This is a genomic window from Nitrosospira sp. TNL300 (genome assembly GCF_055385915.1).
The window spans coordinates 238,441-258,944 of record NZ_AP041005.1 but is presented as its reverse complement, the minus strand read 5'-3'; the positions used below and the strand labels follow the sequence as shown (position 1 = coordinate 258,944).

Genomic DNA, 20,504 nt, shown 5'->3' with positions numbered 1-20,504 from the left:
TATCACTCTGTGACAGAGGGATAGAAGCTGGTTCACCGGTCCCCTGGATTCTAACTTATACAGCTTGTACTTCAGTCGGATGCACAAACCGCTCAAACTGATCTAATGGCAGAGGCCGGCTGAACAGATAACCCTGGTAAGCAGTACAACCGTGGCTAGCAAGAAAATCTTTTTGTGCTCCGGTTTCTACTCCCTCGGCAATTACCGCCAACCCCATACTTTTTGCAAGGAGCAGAATCGCACGGACGATCGTTGCGTCGTTATTATCGGTTAGCATGTCTCTTACAAAAGACTGATCAATTTTTACCCAATCCAGCGGCAGACGTTTCAGATAGTAGAGTGAGGAATAGCCGATGCCAAAGTCATCCAGGGAGAAGCCCACGCCCTTGGCTTTGAGTGCCATCATTTTTGCAATGGTATCGTCCATGTCGTGGACCAGGATGCTTTCGGTAAGCTCAAGCTTGAGTCTTTGTGGATTGGCACCGGTATGGTCGAGTATTGAAATTATTTGCTCGACAAAATCGGGCTGACAAAACTGGAGAGAACTGACATTCACCGAGAGATTAAGTTGTGCTGTCTCCGGCTGAAATGCCCAGCTTGCCAGTTGGCTGCATGCGGTTTCCAGCACCCACTCGCCCAAAGGAAGAATCAGGCCGGTTTCCTCTGCCTGCGGAATGAATTCGGACGGGGGCAAAAGACCCCGGCGTGGATGCTGCCACCGCACCAGCGCTTCAGCACCGATAATCCCGCGGCTGTCCACCTGCAGCTGATAGTGGAGAACGAACTCGTTTCTCTCCCAGCTTTTGTATAACTCCGACTCCAGAGTAGCTCGCGCATTCATTTCCGCTTGCATCTCTGGATCGAAAAAATGCATGGCGTTGCGGCCTGATGCTTTTGCTTGATACATCGCGAGATCCGCTCGTTTCAGCAGTTCGTTTGTTGTGTGCGACTGATCGCTAAACAGCGCAATACCGATGCTGGGGGTAATGTGATGTATGTATGGATCGAGATTAAATGGCTGAATGAAGGCGCTGCGTATCCTTTCACAAATGGTCCTTATCTGAGCAAGGGCCTCATCATGATCTTCGCTAAAGTCACCCATCAATATCACCACAAACTCGTCGCCCCCCAAGCGAGCTACTGTATCGTTTTCGCGCACGCAAAAGGACAGGCGGGACGCGACCTGCCGAAGCAGCAGGTCACCCATGTCATGGCCGAGCGTGTCATTCAGCAGCTTAAAGTTATCGAGGTCGATAAACAGTAACGCACCCATGCGGTGGTTACGAGCACTGGCTGCTAATGCATGCCCGAGACGATCCAGCAAGAGCCGTCTATTGGGCAAACCCGTCAAGGAATCGTAGAAGGCGAGGTGCAGGATTTCGTTCTCAGCGCTCTTGCGCTGGGTAATATCTGTATTGATCGCGAAGATAGACTGAGGCTCTCCATCGTCATTTCTGACCAGCGTCCAGTGTGCTTCCACGATCAGCGTACTTTGGTCCTTGCGTCGCTGCCTAAGTTCTCCTCTCCATTCGCCAGCACTGAGTAGCGACCGGTTTGCCTCATCAAAAACGGCAACATTGTCATATAACATGTCAGCCGCTCTTCCCATCACCTCTTCTGACATCCATCCATAGAACCGTTCCGCACCCTGGTTCCAGAACTGAATACGATGATCAATGCCGCACACAATGATTGCATCTGTCGCCTTGTCGAGCAGAGAAGCTTGTTGGCGAATGCGGGCATGGGCTTCCTGCCGCGCCTGCTCAGACTCTTTGCGTTCGGTAATATCGCGGAAATAAACAGTCAAGCCTTCTTCGGACGGATAAGCGTGTACCTCGAACCATCCATCCAGTGGAACGTAGAATTCCTCAAACGTCACTGTCTTGTTTTCTATGAGCGCCCGATGGTATTCGCGATCGAAAGTTGTTCCTGCTGCCTCTTTGAATTCTTCCCAGATCACCCTTTCCAGAAGATCCTCGCGATTACGCTGTAGCAGATTCTCCGCTTCCTTATTCACGTAAGTGAAGCGCCATTCCCTATCCAGGGTATAAAACGCATCAGTAATACTTTCCAGAATCCTCTCTGTGCGAAGCTTCGCATTTGAAAGCTCGCGTGTTGTTGCCTTCTGCTCCTCCATGGCCAACAGCAGTTTTTTATTTACACGTCCCAGTGCCGCAGCCTTCTCTTTGTTCCCCGAAAGGACAAAGGAAACCATGGCAGTCAACATACTGACCACGATTCCGCTCAGCAGAACGAGAAGTGCCTCGTAATTTTTTATTGCTTTTTCAAATGCAGGACGGGAGGATGCTTCGATCGCCCATGTTTGACCATATAAAGATACAGGTATGACGCGTTTAAATTTAGATACGAGCAACGGTCCAGATCGATGTTTTACGCTGTCGAAAAGAAGAGAATCTTCTGCCATTGCTTCCCCGTCGAAAATTCTTAAGTCGAGGATATCAAGCTCCCTCCGAAGGGTGGCGCGTACGAAGTCATCCATTCTGAACGGGGCATATACATAGCCACCAAGTGATGCGCGCCTTTCTTCCACCGTTTTCGGCAGATTTGCAGCACTATAGTAGGGGAGATACATAAGGACGCCTGCCTGGATATCTTCACCGGTTTCCTGTACGAGCTTCACCTTGCCGGTAAGTGCGGCTTCTCCGGTATCGCGCGCGCGGGACATGGCGGCGCGTCGAACAGCATTTGAAAACATGTCGTATCCAAATGCGCGCAGATTTGATCCCGTAAAGGGTTCGAGATATATAATCGATGTATACTCTTGCCGTGGGGTTTCAGGCCAGATTTTATAGGATGGGAAGCCTTCCGCACGCACTTCTTCAGTATTGGCGGCAAGCCGTGACGGTGGGATATATTTGGCGAAACCGATACCGTGAATGCCTGGATATCGATCGTTTATTCGGAGCGCATTCACGTATGTGCGCCATTCTTTTCGCGAAACAGAGGGGGAGGCAAGCAGATGGCCGAGTCCGCCTTTCAACACCTGCTCATACCCTGAAAAGTGATGCTCGATCTTATGGATAGCTTCTGCTATCACCTTATCGAATCGAGAATTTTCATGCCGTTCCTCTAGATCCTGTACGACAGACCAACTCACCAGGGTAAGCGACATAAAAATCACAAAGGTGAGAGTGGCGATAGCCGGTCGGGAGAACGTACGGCCGCCAGGGATATGTGTTTTGTGGATTTCTGTATCCATCGCTCAGGGCTGATGCTTCAATGGTCACGCTGAAATTCCTCAAGCTGGCAATCTAACCGACATCAGGTTTTACGGATAAATGGATAAGGGATACTAAAAATGCCAAGTTTTCCGTTTTGCGCGGCCCGTCAATTTGCTAGAAATGTTTAGATAGAGAGTATTTTGCGACAGTTACTGTCGCTCGAGGCGGAGGTAATAGCGAGCGAAAGAACAGTATCTCTAAATCTCCACTCTCGCCCCTAGTTCAAGTACACGGTTTGCCGGCAGTTTGAAGTATTCGGCAGCGTTGCTGGCGTTGCGCACCATTGCCGCGAATAGGCGTTCACGCCACAGGGACATGCCGGCGCCCGGACTGGGTACCACGATCTCGCGGCTCAGGAAGTAGGAGGTCCTCAAGGGTTCGAACACGAGGCCATGCGGTTCACACAATTCGAGTGCGTACGGCAGATTCGTTTCATCCTTGTAGCCGTACCGCACTGTGATCTGATAACAATTTTCCATCAGGGGTTTTATGGAGACGCGTTGCTCTACCGGAACCCAGGGAGTTTCCTGGTAGGCGACCGTGAGGAAAACCACGCGCTCGTGCAGGACCTGGTTATGGGCAAGATTATGTAGCAGCGCGTGCGGCACACCCTCCGGATTGGCCGTCAAGAAAACCGAGGTACCCGCGACCCGTGTGGGAGGATGTGCGATAAGCGATTCGAGGAAGGATTGGAGCGGTATGGCGACGGAACGCAGGTGCTCGACCAGAATTTGCCGCCCACGATTCCAGGTGATCATAATGAAAAAAATGACGGACCCGATTGCGAGCGGGAACCAGCCTCCCTGGGCAACTTTCAGTATGGTGGCGGAGAAGAACGCGCTGTCGATCATCAGGAAAAACGCGGTTACCAGGATGCCCAGGAGGAATGGATAATTCCAGGCATAGCGGAGCACGAAAAAAGTAAGCGTAGTTTCGATAACCATCGTGGTCGTGACTGCTACGCCATATGCCGAGGCAAGATTGGAGGATGACCCGAATCCAACGACCGCCATGAGGACGACTGCCAGCAGAGTCCAGTTGACAAACGGGATGTATATCTGCCCGATTTTCCGTTCGGAGGTGTGCCGGATCTGCATGCGCGGCAGAAAGCCCAACTGGATGGCTTGCCTCGTCACCGAGAAAACACCGGAGATGACGGATTGCGAGGCAATCACGGTGGCCGCGGTCGCGAGCCCTACCGCGCCATAGAGTGCCCAGGAAGGAAACAATAGAAAGAAAGGATTGGAAATTGCGGATGGATTGGCGAGCAGCAGCGCGCCTTGTCCCAGATAATTCAAAGTCAGGGCGGGAAGGACTCCCCCATACCAGGCCAGCCGGATCGGCTTCGCGCCGAAGTGTCCCATGTCTGCATAGAGCGCCTCGCCGCCTGTCACTGCCAGTACCACCGCGCCCAGGGCAATAAATGCCAGCCAGCCATTACTGATGCAAAAGGCAAAGGCATGCATGGGGTTGAACGCGGCGACAATCTGAGGCGCGCCCGCGATATTGATCAAACCCACAAGTCCGAGGCTGACGAACCATATCACCATGACGGGCCCGAACAAGGCGCCGATTCCCCCCGTTCCTCGCTGCTGCAACATGAAAAGCGCGATCAGCACAGCCATGGTGATGGGCAGCACGTAAGGCTGAAGCAGCGGTGTTGCAACTTCAAGACCCTCGACTGCGCTCAATACCGAAATGGCAGGCGTGATAACGCCGTCGCCAAAGAACAGCGCTGCCCCGAATGCGCCGATCAGAAACAGAACGTTGTGCAAGCGCGGACGGTCTGTAACGGATGAGCTGGCCAGCGATAGCAACGCCATGATCCCGCCTTCACCGTGATTGTCGGCCCTCAGGATCAACGTCACGTATTTGAGCGACACCACGATCATGATCGTCCAGAAAATGAGCGAAATGATACCGATCACGTTGCTCTCGGTGACAGCAAGTCCGTGAATGGGGTCGAAAACCGTCTTCATGACGTATAACGGGCTTGTTCCGATATCGCCGTAAACCACTCCCAGCGCGGCAAGGCACAGCAGACCCAGAGGCTGGCGCTCGAGAGGATGTCCCGATGGCATCTGTTGATTCGTCATGTTGATTAACGTTGATTCAGCCCTTGCCTTGGGGCAAGCAGCTGGAAGAAAGGATAAATACTTCGCGGTTGGCAAAACCACGAGCTTCTTCTTTCGGCCTTTAGCAAGGAGGCCAGGAGTCGATATCCTTTAACGTGAGCATTTACTATCTTTCCGACAGCCTTGATACCGCATTTGCAATTGACAGGAAACAGCTTTGCGCACATTTTACACGACCTGCACATGCTGATGGCAAAAGCAGCTTTGACGGCGTCCTGCCGATTCCCCGCAGCCACCTCTTTTTGGCTACCTCTTTTTGTTGGCTACCGAACCGACCCGAACCGCTCTCTTCCTTATTATTCGAACCATCGTTTTCCGGATTGCGATTCCCGCAGATCATGAAACTGGATTAATTATAGGAGAGAACCATGGGCTACACAGATCGTGACACCTACGGCATGTACAAAAACTATGGCAAGGAAGGCAAGGGACCTGGTCCCCATCTGATGGGCGCCGACACCCTGATCGGAGAGGACGTATACAACACAAGGGACGAAGACCTTGGCGACATCAAGGAAATCATGCTCGATATGAACAACGGCAAAATCGCCTACGCAGTGTTGTCCTTCGGCGGACTGATGGGAATGGGAGACAAGCTCTTCGCCGTGCCCTGGAGCGCGCTGACGCTCGATCCAGAGAACAAGCGCTTCATCCTCAACGTGGACAAGGAACGCCTCAACTCCGCTCCGGGATTCAATAAGGACGACTGGCCCGACATGGCGGATACATCCTGGCAGAATACGATCAATTCCTACTACGGAACGAAGACTTATACCGAGTCTTCCCGTATGAAACAGCCGACGGACAGCCCCGACACGCCGTATGAGCAGACGCCTTATACGACAACTCAGACCTCGGGCAAGGATTCGGGCAGGGTCAGGTAAACAAGAGCCAGACAATTGTATCCGCTGATGCTCCTTCAATGCCTCATCACTGCCTGAATTCCAGTTCCCATTGAACGGCACTTTCCGCCCCTCTCCGTATTGTATCTGTGGAGAATAGGGCGGAAAGTGCGACGCCTACCCGTGGTTTAGCGTTGCATCGTTTATCAGATGAAAGGCATGACCAGCGTAGCAGCGCTACCTTTTGCTTTTAGCTCGATTGCTTCCAGAAACTGTATGGAAAAGCGAGAATCCAGCGAAAAACCTCTGATCCTCATCACCGGTTCTGAAGGCAGGATCGGCAGGGCGATTGCAGCCGAGCTTGGCGACAAATTCAGGATTATCGGCTTCGAGCAGAAATGCGACACTGATGTTGACTGCATCGGTGTCGATATATCTTCCGATGCGGCAGTATCGCGCGCGTTTCAGCAGCTGCGGAAAGACTACGGGCAGCGGATTGCGTCCGTCATCCATCTTGCTGCCTTTTATGATTTTTCGGACGAACCCAATCCCTTGTACGAGGAGGTCAATATAAGAGGGACGCGTCGGCTATTGAAGGCGCTTGAATCGTTCGAAGTGGAGCAATTTATCTACGCGAGCACCATGCTGGTGCATGCGCCAACGCAGCCTGGCCTGCCCATCAACGAGGAGTCACCGCTCGCGCCAAAATGGCCCTACCCGGAATCCAAGGTAGCGGCAGAAAAGGAAGTGCGCGCGTATCATGGACGCATACCGTTTGTGATATTCCGTCTTGCCGGCGTCTACACCGACTGGTGCGAAGTACCCTCGCTCAGCACCCAGTTCCAGCGTATCTACGAACGCCAGTTGCAAAGCCATGTATTTCCCGGAGATTCTTCGCATGGCCAATCTTTTTCGCATATCGATGACATTGCTCTCGCTTTCCGGCTGGCAGTGGAGCGGCGCTTGCAGTTGCCCGAAGAAACCACGCTCCTGCTCGGCGAGTCGGCGACCGAAAGTTACGAGAGCCTGCAGAACCTGATCGGTCAGTTGATTCACGGGACGCCGTGGGTCACGCATCAGATTCCGAAGTCCATGGCCGTTGCTGGCGCCTGGCTCCAGCTCCGGATCGAGGATATCGTGCCGGATGCCATCGACCGCGGGATTGAACCCTTTGTCCAGCCATTCATGGTGGCATTATCCGATGATCATTTCGAGCTCGATTGTTCGCGCGCGAAAAAGCTGCTGAGCTGGAGCCCGCAGCATATGCTGCGCGAGTGCCTGCCGAGGATGATTGCCCGGCTGAAACACAATCCGGCCAACTGGTACAAGCGCAACAAATTGCCGCTGCCCGCATGGCTGGAAGAAATGGAAAAAAGCAATCTGCCGAGCGCAACGCTGATTACCCAGAGCCGTGAACAGGAAAGGAACGAGCACAGGCAAAGCCTGTGGTGCCACTTTGCAAACGTCGCCCTGGGGTTATGGTTGATTGCGAGCCCGTTTACTTTCGGGCTGACGGAGTCCTGGATGATAAGTGAGGACATCGTAACGCCGAGCCAGCGGGGATCAGCGATGTCTGCAACCTGGATGACGGCAAGCGATGTGACTACCGGTCTGCTGGTCGTGATATTCGGCTTTCTATCGCTGGCGCGTGACTACGGCTGGGCGCGCTGGATCACAGCGTTGCTGGGGGTCTGGTTGCTGTTTGCACCGCTCGTCTTCTGGACTCCGAGCGCGGCAGTTTATGCCAATGATACGCTGGTAGGTGCCTTTATCATTTTATTTGCGGTGATCGTGTCACCCCCATCGGGTATCGGGGCGCTTGCGCGCACTACTGGGCCAGATACTCCGCCGGGCTGGAGTTATAATCCTTCCGGAATGACCAATCGTTTTCCCATCGTGGCACTGGCGTTCGTGGGGTTGTTTCTTTCGCGCTATATGGCTGCCTTTCAATTAGGTCATATTGAAGATGTGTGGGATCCGTTTTTTGGCGATGGTACCGCCCGTATCATTACTTCCTATATTTCGGAAGTATGGCCAGTCGCGGATGCGGGTCTCGGTGCGGCAGTCTACGTGCTGGAAATCCTCACAGGAGTGATCGGCGACAAGCGCAGGTGGCGGACCATGCCCTGGATGGTGCTATTCTTCGGGATATTGATTGTCCCACTCGGGGCGGTCAGTATCTATTTCATCATCATCCAGCCGATTCTGCTGGACACCTGGTGCACGCTTTGCCTTATTGCCGCGGCTGCGATGCTGCTACAGATTCCGTATTCCTTCGATGAGATTCTTGCCACGCTGCAATTCCTCAAGGATCGAAGAAGGAAAGGTAAATCGTTATGGCACGTATTGTGGCACGGGGATACGATGGAAGGCGGTGGAGCGGATTACTCGGGCGGTTTCGAAGGGCCACCGCTGGCTGTGCTGCATGAAATCATGGCTAGCGGCGTGAGCTTCACCTGGGGCATGTGGGCAAGCGTCCTCATCGGTGTCGCGCTGATGTTTTCCCGCATCACCTTTGATACCGCTGGGGCCGCAGCCAATGGCGATCATCTGATCGGTGCTCTCGTTGTCACCTTCTCGATCATGGCCCTGAGCGAAGTGGGACGTCTGCTGCGTTTGGTCAACATCATATTCGGCGCCTGGTTGATTCCGGCGCCCCTTCTGCTAGCTGGCTATACCGGACTGGGGGCTGCAGCCAGCGTCACAGCGGGCGTATTGCTGATTCTGCTCGCGCTGCCGGTTGGCCAGATCAGAAGCCATTATGGGGCGTGGGATCGCTGGAATTCTATCGGAGCAGTACGACGCAATTGATAAGGCTGAGCCGATACCGGGCAGGATACCGAAACCTTAAAAAGACGGCGCGCCTATCGGTCTCCTGCTTGCAGCATGTCGGGAGAAACGACGGCCTGGAGCAGTAACTCCCCGGGGTTATGGTTCCCTTTTTTCTGGGCGAACCACCATATCGAACCTTTCCGGATGGTCCATTGCGCGGGATCGCCTGACATGAGCAAAGCGACGACTTCTCCCAGCGTAGGCTGATGACCTACCACCAGCACCGCACCTTTCGCATCTGGCCATCCTGCTGCATTCAGAACTGTCTTCGGGGAAACACCGGGACCGATTTCTCTGACCGTCTCGAAATCTTTGTCGAGTGCGGAAGCCGTCTGCTGGGTGCGCCGGGTTGGGCTGACGATGATGCGCGTATTTTTCGGAAGCCTGGGCCTGAGCCAGGCGGCCACGAGGTCAGCCTGTTTTCGCCCTTTATCGGTAAGTTCCCGTGCACTATCGGGAATGCCGTCCTCAGCCTCGGCATGACGCCATAGTATAAGCTCCATGATCTTCTCCTGAGAGCTGTTGGTAATATTTGGAAGTATAGAGGAGATTCAGCGCTTGTCGCGTTTGCAATCATGAGTAGGACCTGGAACAGGATGAGGTGAGGGTCCTGTTACCGTCATCCCTATGCGCGGTACCAAGCGGTATGCTATGCGCGAAGTGGGCCGGTTATTTGACGAGTCGGTTGTGAGGCGGTGAATGCAGCGGATCGAAACCAGGCCAGGCAGACCCGGTAATGGCGGAATTACTCCCTGGGTCACCCGATGGTTACAGGGCAGGCGGGTTGTAGGCGGGCATCATGCCCGCCACTTTATTGATTAGGACTTCAACGCCGACATGGGGGCGCCAAAGTTGATGTGGAAAGGTGCTCCGTTGATTACCAGCGCCGGAACAGACTTAACGCCAGCCGCTTCGGCAGCCGGGATCCTGTCCTTTTGCTCGCCGAGATGTACGAGTTCAACCTCGTAGCGATCGGGATCCAGGGCTTCAGCAATCTGATGCTCGGCCTCGACACATACGGGACAGCCAGCGTGATAGTAGGTAGCAGGTGTTTTCATAGTCGATCTCTCCAAAAAAATAAATATCTATGGGGAACTGCCCCCTCTCGCACTACCAATGATGATGGCCATGCGAGCCCGACATTATAAACGCGGGCTCATCCTTGTGCCAGCGCTCCTCCATTGAGGAACCGGAGGCAACTGCACCATATCGATCTTTCAGGAACCTGGATGAGGCTGAAGTGAGAGTGCCAGTGAATAAAGCCTGTTTTTACTTTCGCCGCTGATTTCCGCAGCCAGCTTCACCGCCTGCTTGAGGGGCAATTCGTGCATCAACAGTTGGAGTGTATGGCGAGCCTGTTCGCTCAACCCGGCTTCTTTCGGACGATCGGCCCCCGACAGAATGAGTACGAACTCGCCCTTGCGGCGATCGGAATCAGCCTCCAGCCAGGCAAGCGCATCACCCAGTGCACAGTCATGAATGGTTTCGAACATCTTTGTCAGCTCCCTGGCAAATGTGATTCTGCGATCACTTCCGAACACCTCCGTCATATCCGCTATACACTCGAGAATACGGTGTGGCGCTTCGTAAAATATGAGGCTGTAGGGATGCGGCTTCAGGTTGACAAGCGCCCCGCGCCGCGGGCCGCTGCTGGTCGGGAGAAAACCGTAAAACAGAAAATGCGGATTGGATATGCCGGCAACGGACAGGGCGCATACCGCCGCGTTGGGACCCGGAATCGGCACAACTTTGAAACCCTGCTCCCGCACAAATCTGACGATAAGCCCACCGGGGTCCGAGATTGCCGGAGTGCCCGCGTCGGTGACCATGGCGACTGTTTTGCCTTGCGAAAGAAGTCCGGCAATTTTTGTAAACAACGCGCTTTCGTTGTGGCGGTGCAGGGCGAATAGCGTTTTTGAGATGGCGTAGCGTGTAAGCAGATGCTTTGTCGTACGGGTGTCCTCCGCTGCAATGACGTCAACCGCTGCAAGCACATCAAGGGCTCTCAATGTGATGTCGCGCAGATTGCCTATGGGTGTGGCGACGACGTATAACGTGGCGGGGATTACGGTTGCTTTAGATTGGTCCATGCAAGCGATTTTCACAGGTTCTGTTCTGAGGATGATTACCAGCGACTGGATTTTAAAATATCCCTGGCGTTTGATTCCCCAGGCAAAAATGAGGTTGAAGCTGATGCGTTTTACAAGGATAACGGGAATGAACCCCAGGTTGAAGGGGAACCAAGCTGAGCGGTACGCGGAAGCGTTTCTTGCAAGGCACAAGCTTGTGCTGGTACAGAGAAACTACTGGTGCCGTTTTGGTGAAATCGATCTCATCATGCGCGATGGGGAAACTCTCGTGTTTGTCGAAGTGCGGATGCGTGCGAACCGGAATTTTGGGGGCGCAGGCTCCAGTATCACTTTATCGAAACAACGCAAGGTGGTGCGTGCGGCCCGGCATTATCTGCTCTCGCTGAGAACCGAGCCCTGTTGCCGCTTTGACGCCGTGCTGTTATCCGGCAATGATGGGAGCGACATCGAATGGATCAGGAACGCTTTTGATGGTAACTATCCGTAATACTGGTTGCAACGTTGGACTGACGCATGACCTCGCTGGCATGGGTGCTCATTCCATTTGAAATATTCTTTTTTTAAAGGCATCATTTTACTGGTTTCCCGAGATGCCTGTGGTGTGACTCTGAGCTTTCAACGCGCTGCTTGCCGTAGCCGGATCCTGATATATCTTTAGCGCATATGCATATTATTATACATTTATCGTTTATTGGGGGAATCGATGCAATATCTTCATTTAAGATCGCTCTTGCTGGTTTTTTTCCTGCTTCCGTTTTTGTCTGGTTGCGGCCTGCTGGTCGCCGGAGGAATGGCGGCCGGAGTGGGAACAGGGATTGCAATGTCGCAGGACCGCCGTACAAGTGGCATGTTTGTAGAAGATGAGAGTATCGAGTTTAGAAGCAATTGGCGTATCAGTGAGAGATTCAGTTCGGACGTTCACGTGAATGTCACCAGTTTCAATCGGAACGTCCTGCTCACCGGCGAGGCACCTTCTGAAACAATAAAAGAAGAAATTGGCAATCTTGTGAGCAGCGTTGAAAACGTGCGTAATGTAACCAATGAAATTACCGTCGGCAACCCAAGCTCATTTACCGCCCGCGGCAATGACACCCTGATCACTTCTCTGGTCAAGGGGCGTTTTATGGACTCGGGCCGGTTTCAGGCCAACCACGTCAAGGTTGTCACCGAGGACAGCACTGTCTATTTGCTTGGACTTGTAAAGGAAGAGGAGGCGGAGAATGCTGAAGATCTTGCCAGGCGGGCCGACGGTGTCAAGAAGGTGGTGAAGGTGTTCGAGTACATGGAGTAAGCTTCTGGCCTTGCGTTTGTTGAAGAAGACGAGTCGATTTTCCAGTTCCGCATCCGTGGAATGATCTGTCTTTTCGCACATCCTTGATGCTTTCTGCCACCCATATTGCGCAGCTTGGCAAGCTGTTTCCACCAGATCGAGTCTATACCGATCCGGTGGATTGTTATGCGTATGCGTACGATAATACTCGGAAGGTTTTTCCGCCCGATGCCGTGGTATTTCCGTTGTCCGCCCTGGAAGTTCAGGCAGCAGTAAAATTCTGTAACGAGACCAGGATCCCGCTCGTACCTCGGGGGCGAGGCACCGGCACCTCTGGTGGCAGCCTCCCGGAATCCGGTGGAATTGCGTTATCGCTGGAACGGATGGTGCGCGTCGTCAAGGTTGATCCTGCCAATCGCGTACTCGTTGCTGAGCCGGGGGTCATAAACCAGACAGTCCAGGATATTGCAAGAACGCATGGTTTCTTCTGGCCTCCTGATCCCTCCAGTGCGGCTTTTTCCAGTATAGGGGGAAACCTTGCCACCTCGGCCGGCGGGCCGCACGCGGTAAAGTATGGAACCACCCGCGATCATGTGCTGGGAGTAAAGGCGGTTACCGGTAAGGGTGAAGTAATCCGAACGGGTTGCTATACGACCAAGGGCGTCGTGGGGTACGACCTCACCCGGCTTCTGATAGGCTCCGAAGGTACACTGGCAGTTATTACCGAGGCAACCCTCAAGCTCACCCCGCTTCCCCAGGCACTGGGAGGCGTGACAGCCTATTATAGCGACCTTGCCGGCTGCACCGACGCCATTGTCCGGATCATGGCGCTTCCCCAGACTCCCAGCGCGCTGGAGTTTCTCGATGCCGGATCCCTGAACCTGATCAGGGGGCGCTTCCCCGGTATGCTTCCTGCCGATGCGCGGGCCATGCTGATGATCGAGGTGGATGGTACCGAGCACTCTGTCGCAGAGTCACGCGACGCTGTTCTCAAGGCTTGCGGCGGTAGCGCATTGATTCACGCAGCGCCCACAGCAGATGCTGCCGCATTATGGCGAGCGAGAAAGACTTTATCGCCGCTGCTGCGGGATATAGCGCCAAAAAAAATCAATGAGGACGTAGTCGTGCCGGTTTCGGCTCTGCCAGAGTTTCTGCTGGGGCTCACCAGGGTGAGCGCGAAGCATCGCCTTTCCAACGTCAATTTTGGTCATGCCGGCAACGGCAATATTCATGTCAACTTGCTGGTGAACCCAGAGTCCGCGGATGAAATGCAGCGAGCGGAAATGTGCCTGAACGAGATATTCGACCTTGTAATCGAACTCAATGGCACCTTGTCAGGAGAGCATGGTGTGGGCAGCGAAAAAAGAGCGTATATCGGAAAAGAAATCGATCCTGCCACCATGGAGCTCATGAAGGAAATCAAACGCGTGTTTGATCCCAACAATATTTTGAATCCCGGGAAACTGTTTCCATAGACATCAATGTCCGGCTTGCGAATCTGCTAACCTGAAGTTTTCAGGAGTTGGGAGATATCGTGCGCGAAGACATCAGCGCCTTTGTCATTGCTGACGTATAGCCGGAGCTTTCCCTCTGTATCGTAAATGTAGGTTCCGGTGGAGTGGTCCACGCTGTCATGCTGGTGGGCTCCCCCTTGTTGTTTCTGGTAGACGACGTTAAATTCTTTGGCAGTCTTCTTTATCGCACGTTCGTCGCCATACAAGCCGAGAAAGCTGGAATTGAAGGCAGACAGGTATGCCTTGAGGACTTCAGGGCGGTCGCGCTCGGGATCGACTGTAATAAACAGCACCTGCACACGCGCTGCATCAGCGCCCAGAATATCCATCGCCGCCGCAAGATTGCCCATAGTCGCAGGGCAGGCATCGGGGCAATGAGTGTAGCCGAAAAATACCGTGACGACCTGGCCCTTGAAGTCGGCAAGGGTTCGCATCTTCCCGTTGTGATCGGTGAGATTGAAATCCTTGCCGAAATCGGCGCCGGTGATGTCCGTCGAAAGAAACGCCGGCTTTTCCGTCTTGCTACATGCTGAAAGGAGCGGTGCCATCAGTAGCGCCGCTGCCAACCATACTACAAGTTTGTAATAGTGCGGCCAATGCCTCACGCATGCCCCTTAGAAACGTATGTAATGGTCTACCAGCAATACGGCAAACAACGCTGCCAGATAAATGATCGAGTAGCGAAACGCGCTTCGGGCCAGTTGATCACTATAGCTGAGGTAGATTTTTACTGCATAGTATAAAAATATCGCATCTAGCACTATTGCGCCGACCAGATAGATAAGCCCGCTCATTTGGGTGGCATAAGGCATCAATGTCACCGCGATGAGTATCAGCGTGTATAGCAGAACATGCAGGCGCGTAAATTTGTCGCCGTGGGTTACCGGCAGCATCGGCATGCCGACCTTTGCGTATTCCAGTTTCCGATAGAGTGCAAGCGCCCAGAAATGAGGCGGCGTCCATGCAAAGATGATCAGAAATAAAAGCAGCGCGTCAGCCGACACTTCGCCCGTCATCGCAGCCCAACCCAGAACTGGCGGCATTGCGCCGGAAGCGCCACCGATGACGATATTTTGCGGCGTCATCGGTTTCAAGATCACAGTGTAGATAATCGCATAGCCGACAAAGGTTCCAAGCGTGAGCCACATGGTCAGCGGATTGACCAGTTGATGCAGTATCAGCAGACCCGCGCCGCCGACAAGCGCCAGGAACACAAAGGTTTCAGGCGAGGTAACGGTGCCGCGAGGGAGAGGACGGCCACGCGTGCGGGCCATGACGGCATCGATTTTCTGCTCGACGAGGCAGTTGACGGCTGCAGCGGCCCCCGCGACAAACGCTATTCCCACCGTGGCAAAGATGAGCGTATCCAAGGGTACAACGCCTGGTACGGACAGAAACATGCCTATAACGGCAGTAAAAACAATAAGCGATACAACTCGCGGCTTGGTTAACCGGTAAAACTGCTGCACGCGCGAAGCAGTTTGCTGCCAAGCAATACTCGTTGTAGTCATAACGTTTCGTCTCCTAATTATCGCGGGGCCTGTGCCCGCCGTTTCGACAAATCAATGTGAATCACGACTAGTCTATTTGCAAGAGCAGCCCCGCTGCTCACATCCAATCCAGTTGCCGTATCTTTCAGTGTTTCATATCCGTACCCATTGCGTGTTCCAGCTGGGATACCTTGAGCAGCCGCTTGATGTCTTTCGCCATCTTTCCAGGGTCAGGATCCTTTGGAAACCGCATCATCAGGTTTCCGATGGGGTCTATCAGATAAATATGATCATGCTGTGAACCATTGGGCGGGACGTCCTTGAGCAATTCACTGTTTTTCGCCAGGATGACATGCATTCCCTCGTAGCCGCTCAGTACTTCGGGGGAAGGCTTCTGCTCGTCATCGATCAGCCACAACCGCTCGATGCGATCCATTTCAGCATTTTGATAGGTACGCACCTGACGCATGTAATAGAGCTTCTTCTGGCATTGCTCGTCACATGCACCCGAGTCGATCGACATCAGCACCCACTTGCCGCGAAGGTCGCGCATGCGGAAAATTGTCTGATCCGCGTCGTTCAACCCCGTGCCTTTCAGTTGCCTGACCTCGATCAGATCCCCGTAATTTACGGGTTGAGGCCGCACATTCCAGAAATACAATGTATAGGAGGCTATAAAGGGCGCGCTAAATACCAGCGCCAACAGTATCAGCGTCCGTCTACTCTTTCTAATAACGCTCTCGTTTGACACTTAGCACCAGATAAATAATCAATACAGCGAGAGCCATCGCAAACCATTGGAAGGCATACCCGATATTCTTGGCCGAGCCGGAACCTGGCCGAATCCATTCCCGCACCAGACCATCATTCGTTTGATCTTTCTGCAGGATCATCACCGGCTGTAGCTTCAGGCCAGTGCTGCTTCGATAACGTTCGAGGTCCAGATTTTCCCATACCTGGCCGGATATCTGATCCGGAGACAATTCCAGGGTTTTTTGCATCGCTGTCGTCGCAATGCCCGAAACGACAATCTTCCCGCCTGGTGTAGCTACTTCCGGCAATTTACTCCGATCGCGGCTTGCCGCTATCCATCCCCTGTTTACCAGAACGTGCATTTCACTGTTGCCAATTCTCAATGGAGTTACAATCTGGTAGCCGGCGACTCCCTTGTATATCTTGTTATCGAGATAGATCGTGTGTCCCGGCACGTATTCGCCCCGTGCTTCAACCTGATGATATTGAAAATCTTCAAGCTTTACCGGGTGAGCAGGGAGCATAATTGCCGGCTCCTGTGAAAGACGGTCGAGCCGCTCCTGCCGTGACTCCTTTTCCTGCGCTCGCGAGAGCTGCCAGTTACCAAGTTGCACCATAACCGTTATCACAGCTATTGCAGCCACTGTTGACCATAATCGTGGCGTAAAACGCCAGCCTGAAATAGTCATTGGATAGGATGCGAAACTCGGCTAAACTTCTTCCTGAAGACCTAACAATTCCGGGATCAAGCCTTGAAAATCGTTATCGTACTGCTTCTGTTTCTCATATTTGCCAGCCTGGGATCCGCGCTCTACTATCTGATCAAGGACAAGGGAAATGACACACGTGTTGTAAAGTCCCTGACCTTGCGTATTGGATTGTCGCTTTTTCTGTTCACCCTTCTGATGGTTGGAACTTACTTCGGCTTTATTCCACTTTGAACCAGGATGGTTCCCCATCCTGGTTATCTGGCTGCCCTTCTTCTTATATCAGCCAGTATACAAAGATGAACAGGCCCAGCCAGACCACGTCCACGAAGTGCCAGTACCAGGCGACCCCTTCGAAGCCGAAGTGATTCTCGGGTGAAAAGTGGCCCTTCAGCACACGGCACCAGATGACGAACAGCATGATGGAACCCAGCGTTACATGAAAACCGTGGAAACCGGTCAGCATGAAAAACGAGGCGCCATAGGCTCCGGTGGAGAGCTTGAGGTTCATCTCCGAATAGGCGTGGCCGTACTCATAAGCCTGCAGGCCCACGAACAGAAACCCCAGGGCGAACGTGAGGAACAATCCCAGTTTGAGTTGCCCGCGCTTGTTCAGCTTCAGTGCCCAGTGCGCCCAGGTGACGGTCACGCCCGAGGTCAGCAGGATCAGGGTATTGAGTGCAGGCAGACCCCAGGGCCCCATCGGCATGAATTTTTCCTTGATGCCGGGACCTGCGGTGGGCCAGTCGGCGGTGAAGTCCGGCCACAGAATTTTGTTGTCCAGGTCGCCGAGGTCGGGGATGGAGTGCATGCGCATGTAGTACAGCGCGCCAAAAAAAGCTCCGAAAAACATGACTTCCGAGAAGATGAACCAGCTCATCCCCCAGCGGAAGGATTTATCGACCTGCTTGTTGAATTTGCCGCTCTCGCTTTCACCGGCCACGGTGCCAAACCAACCGAAAAGCATGTAGATCAATATGGCAAAACCTGTGGCAAGCAATCCATAACCCAGGGGAAGCCGGTTGACCGAAAAGGCCGCACCGAATCCCATGAATAACAGCGCTAGTGACCCCGTAATGGGCCAGGTCGACGGCGCTGGAACGTAGTAGTGACCTCCTCCTTGTTGGCTCATGCTCTTTCTCCTGCGTATATAAAGTTGATTCTAAGTAACTATTTTAACCACTAATATCAAGCTCATGACAAACAGGGCGGCACCTATGAGCCCTCCGATGATTACCTGCGCCGGCGTCAATGAACTCGCATCGCTGTCGAGGTCACTCTGCTTGCGCACTCCAAAAAAAGCCCAGAATACCGCTTTTGCTATCTGTAGCCACGTTCCTTTGGGCGGTTGCTTGTTATCGTCTTTCAAAGCTGGTTCACATTGATATCCAAGCTGGCAGTATTATCGTTACCCAACTCGAAAAAGGTGTACGAGATGGTAACCGTATTGATATCGGCTGGCAGGCCTGGTTCGATCAGGAACTGAACTGGCATTTGCCGTACCTCTCTCGGTTTCAATACCTGCTTGCTGAAACAGAAACACTCGAGTTTTTTCAGGTGCTTTCCCAGTAACTGAGGGCTGTAGCTGGGTATCGCCTGACCGTTGATCTCCCGGTCGGAGTTATTTCTCACCTCATAGACCACTTGTGTCAACTCGCCCGGGTGCACACGCACGCTGGACTGCAGAGGCTTGAACTGCCAGGGCAGTCCACGTGTGTTGGCATCCAACTCCACCGTTACCCATCGAGCCGTATCAACCTGGGTGTTTTCCACCAGCGTATCCGCCTGTAACAGATTGTTGAGGCCCGTAACTTCGCAAATCTTCTCGTAAAACGGAACGAGCGCGAAGCCGAAACCAAACATGATTACAGTAAAGATCAACAGCTTCCTGAGTACGACGGAATTCGCTTCAGTTACGTTCATCACCAGTTTTTTACAATAACCCCAACAAAGATTGCTATTACAGTCGCGAGCAGAAAGAGGGCTGTTCTGATTGCGGCACGCCTTCTTTCTGCATCGTCCTTCATGTTATTCCCCAATTCTTAACGAATAACGGGAGGAGTTTCGAAACTGTGGTAGGGAGGGGGCGACGGCAAGGTCCACTCCAGAGTCTTCGCACCTTCCCAGGTCTTGGCAGGCGCTTTTGCACCACCACGAATGCACTTCAGCACCACATACAGGAACAACAACTGGCTCAAGCCGAATCCAAAGGCGCCGATGCTGGAAATCATGTTGAAGTCCGCAAATTGCAGCGCATAGTCGGGAATACGGCGCGGCATGCCGGCAAGCCCCAGGAAGTGCTGTACGAAGAAGGCGAGATTGAAGAAGATCATGGACAGCCAGAAATGCCACTTGCCCAAAGTCTCGTCGTACATGTGACCCGTCCACTTCGGCAACCAGTAGTAGGCGCCGCCAAATATCCCGAACAGCGCGCCGGACACCAGCACATAATGGAAGTGGGCAATAACGTAGTAGGTATCCTGCACCTGAATATCGATCGGGACAATGGCACACACTACACCGCTGAATCCACCGAGCGTAAACAGGAAGATGAAGCCGATGGCAAACAGCATGGGCGTCTCGAAAGTCATGGAGCCGCGCCACATCGTAGCGGTCCAGTTGAACACCTTCACACCCGTCGGCACCGCGATCAGCATGGTTGCATACATGAAGAACAACTGACCCGTTGCTGGCATGCCCGCGGTGAACATATGATGCGCCCAGACGATGCAGGAAAGTATCGCGATGGAGGCAGTTGCATACACCATCGAGGAATACCCGAACAGCGGTTTGCGCGCGAAGGTTGGGATGATTTCAGAGACAATACCAAACGCCGGCAGAATCATGATGTAGACTTCCGGGTGCCCGAAGAACCAGAAGATATGCTGGAACATCACGGGGTCACCACCGCCCGCGGCATTGAAGAAATTGGTACCGAAATTGCGGTCGGTCAGCAGCATGGTCACCGCACCGGCGAGTACCGGCATGACCATCACCAGCAGATACGCAGTGATCAGCCAGGTCCATACGAACAGCGGCATCTTCATCAGGGTCATGCCCGGCGCGCGCATGTTGAGAATGGTGGTGATGATATTGATCGAGCCCATGATCGAGGAAGCACCGAGAATATGGATGGCAAAGATCGCCATGTCCATTCCCATGCCCATCTGCACCGACAGCGGCGGATAGATTGTCCACCCTCCAGCTGGCGCTCCACCCGGAGCAAAGAAGGAACCGAGCAGCAGCAGCGCCGCAGGCGGCAGCAGCCAGAAGCTCCAGTTATTCATTCGCGCGAAGGCCATGTCGGGAGCACCGACCATCATCGGTATCTGCCAGTTGGCAAAACCGACGAAGGCCGGCATGATGGCGCCGAAAATCATTACCAGTCCGTGCATGGTGGTGAGCTGGTTGAAAAATTCGGGATTGACGATCTGCAAGCCCGGCTGAAAAAGTTCGGCTCGAATGGTCAGTGCCATCACGCCCCCCATCAGGAACATGATGAAGCTGAACCAGAGGTACAGTGTGCCGATATCCTTGTGGTTCGTGGTGGTCAGCCAACGCATCAAGCCGGTGGGATGATGATCGTGGGCATGCGCAATGTCGTGATCGTGTACTGCTGCCATGGTTTC

Annotated in this window: 19 protein-coding genes; 6 read left to right on the top strand and 13 right to left on the bottom strand. The window is 53.4% G+C overall.

The window, feature by feature from the left end; all coding sequences use genetic code 11:
- Window positions 1–55: 55 nt before the first annotated feature.
- A complete protein-coding gene (locus ACZ5BW_RS01200; protein ID WP_464541724.1) occupies window positions 56–3,220 on the bottom strand; it encodes a bifunctional diguanylate cyclase/phosphodiesterase in 3,165 nt (1,054 codons plus the stop codon).
- A 219-nt stretch (window positions 3,221–3,439) separates the two neighbouring features.
- Window positions 3,440–5,338 (bottom strand): potassium transporter Kup, encoded by a 1,899-nt coding sequence (locus ACZ5BW_RS01195; RefSeq protein ID WP_464541722.1) that lies wholly within the window; start codon window positions 5,336–5,338, stop codon window positions 3,440–3,442.
- A gap of 407 nt (window positions 5,339–5,745) precedes the next feature.
- Here ACZ5BW_RS01195 and ACZ5BW_RS01190 point away from each other — a divergent pair, with 407 nt between their 5' ends.
- The gene (locus tag ACZ5BW_RS01190) at window positions 5,746–6,261 is read left to right on the top strand and encodes a PRC-barrel domain-containing protein (protein ID WP_464541720.1); all 516 of its coding nucleotides are present in this window, start codon (window positions 5,746–5,748) and stop codon (window positions 6,259–6,261) included.
- 234 nt (window positions 6,262–6,495) lie between these two features.
- The gene (locus ACZ5BW_RS01185) at window positions 6,496–9,030 is read left to right on the top strand and encodes an NAD-dependent epimerase/dehydratase family protein (protein WP_464541718.1); all 2,535 of its coding nucleotides are present in this window, start codon (window positions 6,496–6,498) and stop codon (window positions 9,028–9,030) included.
- Window positions 9,031–9,083: 53 nt separating this feature from the next.
- Here ACZ5BW_RS01185 and sixA read toward each other — a convergent pair whose 3' ends face one another.
- The 3 genes from sixA to rsmI all read right to left on the bottom strand — a co-directional run bounded on the left by sixA (window position 9,084) and on the right by rsmI (window position 11,141).
- Complete coding sequence (gene sixA / locus ACZ5BW_RS01180) at window positions 9,084–9,554, bottom strand: phosphohistidine phosphatase SixA (protein ID WP_464541716.1); 471 nt, start codon at window positions 9,552–9,554, stop codon at window positions 9,084–9,086.
- A 315-nt stretch (window positions 9,555–9,869) separates the two neighbouring features.
- Complete coding sequence (locus ACZ5BW_RS01175) at window positions 9,870–10,109, bottom strand: thioredoxin family protein (protein WP_464541714.1); 240 nt, start codon at window positions 10,107–10,109, stop codon at window positions 9,870–9,872.
- Between the two features lie 159 nt (window positions 10,110–10,268).
- Window positions 10,269–11,141: a 16S rRNA (cytidine(1402)-2'-O)-methyltransferase gene (rsmI, locus tag ACZ5BW_RS01170; RefSeq protein WP_464541712.1), complete on the bottom strand. Its 873-nt coding sequence runs from the start codon at window positions 11,139–11,141 to the stop codon at window positions 10,269–10,271.
- 127 nt (window positions 11,142–11,268) lie between these two features.
- Here rsmI and ACZ5BW_RS01165 point away from each other — a divergent pair, with 127 nt between their 5' ends.
- The 3 genes from ACZ5BW_RS01165 (at window position 11,269) to ACZ5BW_RS01155 (ending at window position 13,886) form a co-directional block, all read left to right on the top strand.
- Complete coding sequence (locus ACZ5BW_RS01165; RefSeq protein ID WP_464541710.1) at window positions 11,269–11,628, top strand: YraN family protein; 360 nt, start codon at window positions 11,269–11,271, stop codon at window positions 11,626–11,628.
- Window positions 11,629–11,844: 216 nt separating this feature from the next.
- Window positions 11,845–12,432 (top strand): BON domain-containing protein, encoded by a 588-nt coding sequence (locus tag ACZ5BW_RS01160; RefSeq protein ID WP_464541708.1) that lies wholly within the window; start codon window positions 11,845–11,847, stop codon window positions 12,430–12,432.
- A gap of 86 nt (window positions 12,433–12,518) precedes the next feature.
- Complete coding sequence (locus tag ACZ5BW_RS01155; RefSeq protein WP_464541706.1) at window positions 12,519–13,886, top strand: FAD-binding oxidoreductase; 1,368 nt, start codon at window positions 12,519–12,521, stop codon at window positions 13,884–13,886.
- Between the two features lie 26 nt (window positions 13,887–13,912).
- Here the strand turns inward: ACZ5BW_RS01155 and ACZ5BW_RS01150 are convergent, their stop codons facing one another.
- The 4 genes from ACZ5BW_RS01150 to ACZ5BW_RS01135 form a co-directional block, all read right to left on the bottom strand.
- Window positions 13,913–14,530 carry an SCO family protein gene (locus ACZ5BW_RS01150; protein ID WP_464574177.1) on the bottom strand — a complete coding sequence of 206 codons (618 nt, stop codon included), beginning with the start codon at window positions 14,528–14,530 and terminating at the stop codon, window positions 13,913–13,915.
- A 9-nt stretch (window positions 14,531–14,539) separates the two neighbouring features.
- The gene (gene cyoE, locus ACZ5BW_RS01145; protein ID WP_464541702.1) at window positions 14,540–15,436 is read right to left on the bottom strand and encodes a heme o synthase; all 897 of its coding nucleotides are present in this window, start codon (window positions 15,434–15,436) and stop codon (window positions 14,540–14,542) included.
- Window positions 15,437–15,560: 124 nt separating this feature from the next.
- The gene (locus ACZ5BW_RS01140) at window positions 15,561–16,061 is read right to left on the bottom strand and encodes an SCO family protein (protein ID WP_464574176.1); all 501 of its coding nucleotides are present in this window, start codon (window positions 16,059–16,061) and stop codon (window positions 15,561–15,563) included.
- A gap of 82 nt (window positions 16,062–16,143) precedes the next feature.
- Window positions 16,144–16,857 carry an SURF1 family protein gene (locus tag ACZ5BW_RS01135; RefSeq protein WP_464541698.1) on the bottom strand — a complete coding sequence of 238 codons (714 nt, stop codon included), beginning with the start codon at window positions 16,855–16,857 and terminating at the stop codon, window positions 16,144–16,146.
- A 63-nt stretch (window positions 16,858–16,920) separates the two neighbouring features.
- Between ACZ5BW_RS01135 and ACZ5BW_RS01130 the strand changes: the two genes are divergently transcribed.
- On the top strand, window positions 16,921–17,109 hold the full coding sequence (locus ACZ5BW_RS01130; protein WP_464541696.1) for a twin transmembrane helix small protein: 189 nt from the start codon (window positions 16,921–16,923) through the stop codon (window positions 17,107–17,109).
- A gap of 43 nt (window positions 17,110–17,152) precedes the next feature.
- Here the strand turns inward: ACZ5BW_RS01130 and ACZ5BW_RS01125 are convergent, their stop codons facing one another.
- The 4 genes from ACZ5BW_RS01125 to ctaD form a co-directional block, all read right to left on the bottom strand.
- Window positions 17,153–18,007, bottom strand: coding sequence for a cytochrome c oxidase subunit 3 (locus ACZ5BW_RS01125; RefSeq protein ID WP_464541694.1), 855 nt, complete (start codon window positions 18,005–18,007; stop codon window positions 17,153–17,155).
- 30 nt (window positions 18,008–18,037) lie between these two features.
- Window positions 18,038–18,244: a DUF2970 domain-containing protein gene (locus ACZ5BW_RS01120; RefSeq protein ID WP_464541692.1), complete on the bottom strand. Its 207-nt coding sequence runs from the start codon at window positions 18,242–18,244 to the stop codon at window positions 18,038–18,040.
- Complete coding sequence (locus tag ACZ5BW_RS01115) at window positions 18,241–18,798, bottom strand: cytochrome c oxidase assembly protein (protein ID WP_464541690.1); 558 nt, start codon at window positions 18,796–18,798, stop codon at window positions 18,241–18,243. The genes ACZ5BW_RS01120 and ACZ5BW_RS01115 overlap by 4 nt, the downstream gene beginning before the upstream one ends.
- A 119-nt stretch (window positions 18,799–18,917) precedes the next feature.
- Window positions 18,918–20,498 (bottom strand): cytochrome c oxidase subunit I, encoded by a 1,581-nt coding sequence (gene ctaD, locus ACZ5BW_RS01110; RefSeq protein ID WP_464541688.1) that lies wholly within the window; start codon window positions 20,496–20,498, stop codon window positions 18,918–18,920.
- Window positions 20,499–20,504 lie beyond the last annotated feature (6 nt).

Coding starts and splice junctions, on each gene's coding strand:
- ACZ5BW_RS01200 (WP_464541724.1), bottom strand. CDS start 3,220: ATGGATACAGAAATCCACAAAACACATATCCCTGGCGGCCGTACGTTC.
- ACZ5BW_RS01195 (WP_464541722.1), bottom strand. CDS start 5,338: ATGACGAATCAACAGATGCCATCGGGACATCCTCTCGAGCGCCAGCCT.
- ACZ5BW_RS01190 (WP_464541720.1), top strand. CDS start 5,746: ATGGGCTACACAGATCGTGACACCTACGGCATGTACAAAAACTATGGC.
- ACZ5BW_RS01185 (WP_464541718.1), top strand. CDS start 6,496: ATGGAAAAGCGAGAATCCAGCGAAAAACCTCTGATCCTCATCACCGGT.
- sixA (WP_464541716.1), bottom strand. CDS start 9,554: ATGGAGCTTATACTATGGCGTCATGCCGAGGCTGAGGACGGCATTCCC.
- ACZ5BW_RS01175 (WP_464541714.1), bottom strand. CDS start 10,109: ATGAAAACACCTGCTACCTACTATCACGCTGGCTGTCCCGTATGTGTC.
- rsmI (WP_464541712.1), bottom strand. CDS start 11,141: ATGGACCAATCTAAAGCAACCGTAATCCCCGCCACGTTATACGTCGTC.
- ACZ5BW_RS01165 (WP_464541710.1), top strand. CDS start 11,269: ATGAACCCCAGGTTGAAGGGGAACCAAGCTGAGCGGTACGCGGAAGCG.
- ACZ5BW_RS01160 (WP_464541708.1), top strand. CDS start 11,845: ATGCAATATCTTCATTTAAGATCGCTCTTGCTGGTTTTTTTCCTGCTT.
- ACZ5BW_RS01155 (WP_464541706.1), top strand. CDS start 12,519: ATGCTTTCTGCCACCCATATTGCGCAGCTTGGCAAGCTGTTTCCACCA.
- cyoE (WP_464541702.1), bottom strand. CDS start 15,436: ATGACTACAACGAGTATTGCTTGGCAGCAAACTGCTTCGCGCGTGCAG.
- ACZ5BW_RS01135 (WP_464541698.1), bottom strand. CDS start 16,857: ATGACTATTTCAGGCTGGCGTTTTACGCCACGATTATGGTCAACAGTG.
- ACZ5BW_RS01125 (WP_464541694.1), bottom strand. CDS start 18,007: ATGAGCCAACAAGGAGGAGGTCACTACTACGTTCCAGCGCCGTCGACC.
- ACZ5BW_RS01115 (WP_464541690.1), bottom strand. CDS start 18,798: ATGAACGTAACTGAAGCGAATTCCGTCGTACTCAGGAAGCTGTTGATC.
- ctaD (WP_464541688.1), bottom strand. CDS start 20,498: ATGGCAGCAGTACACGATCACGACATTGCGCATGCCCACGATCATCAT.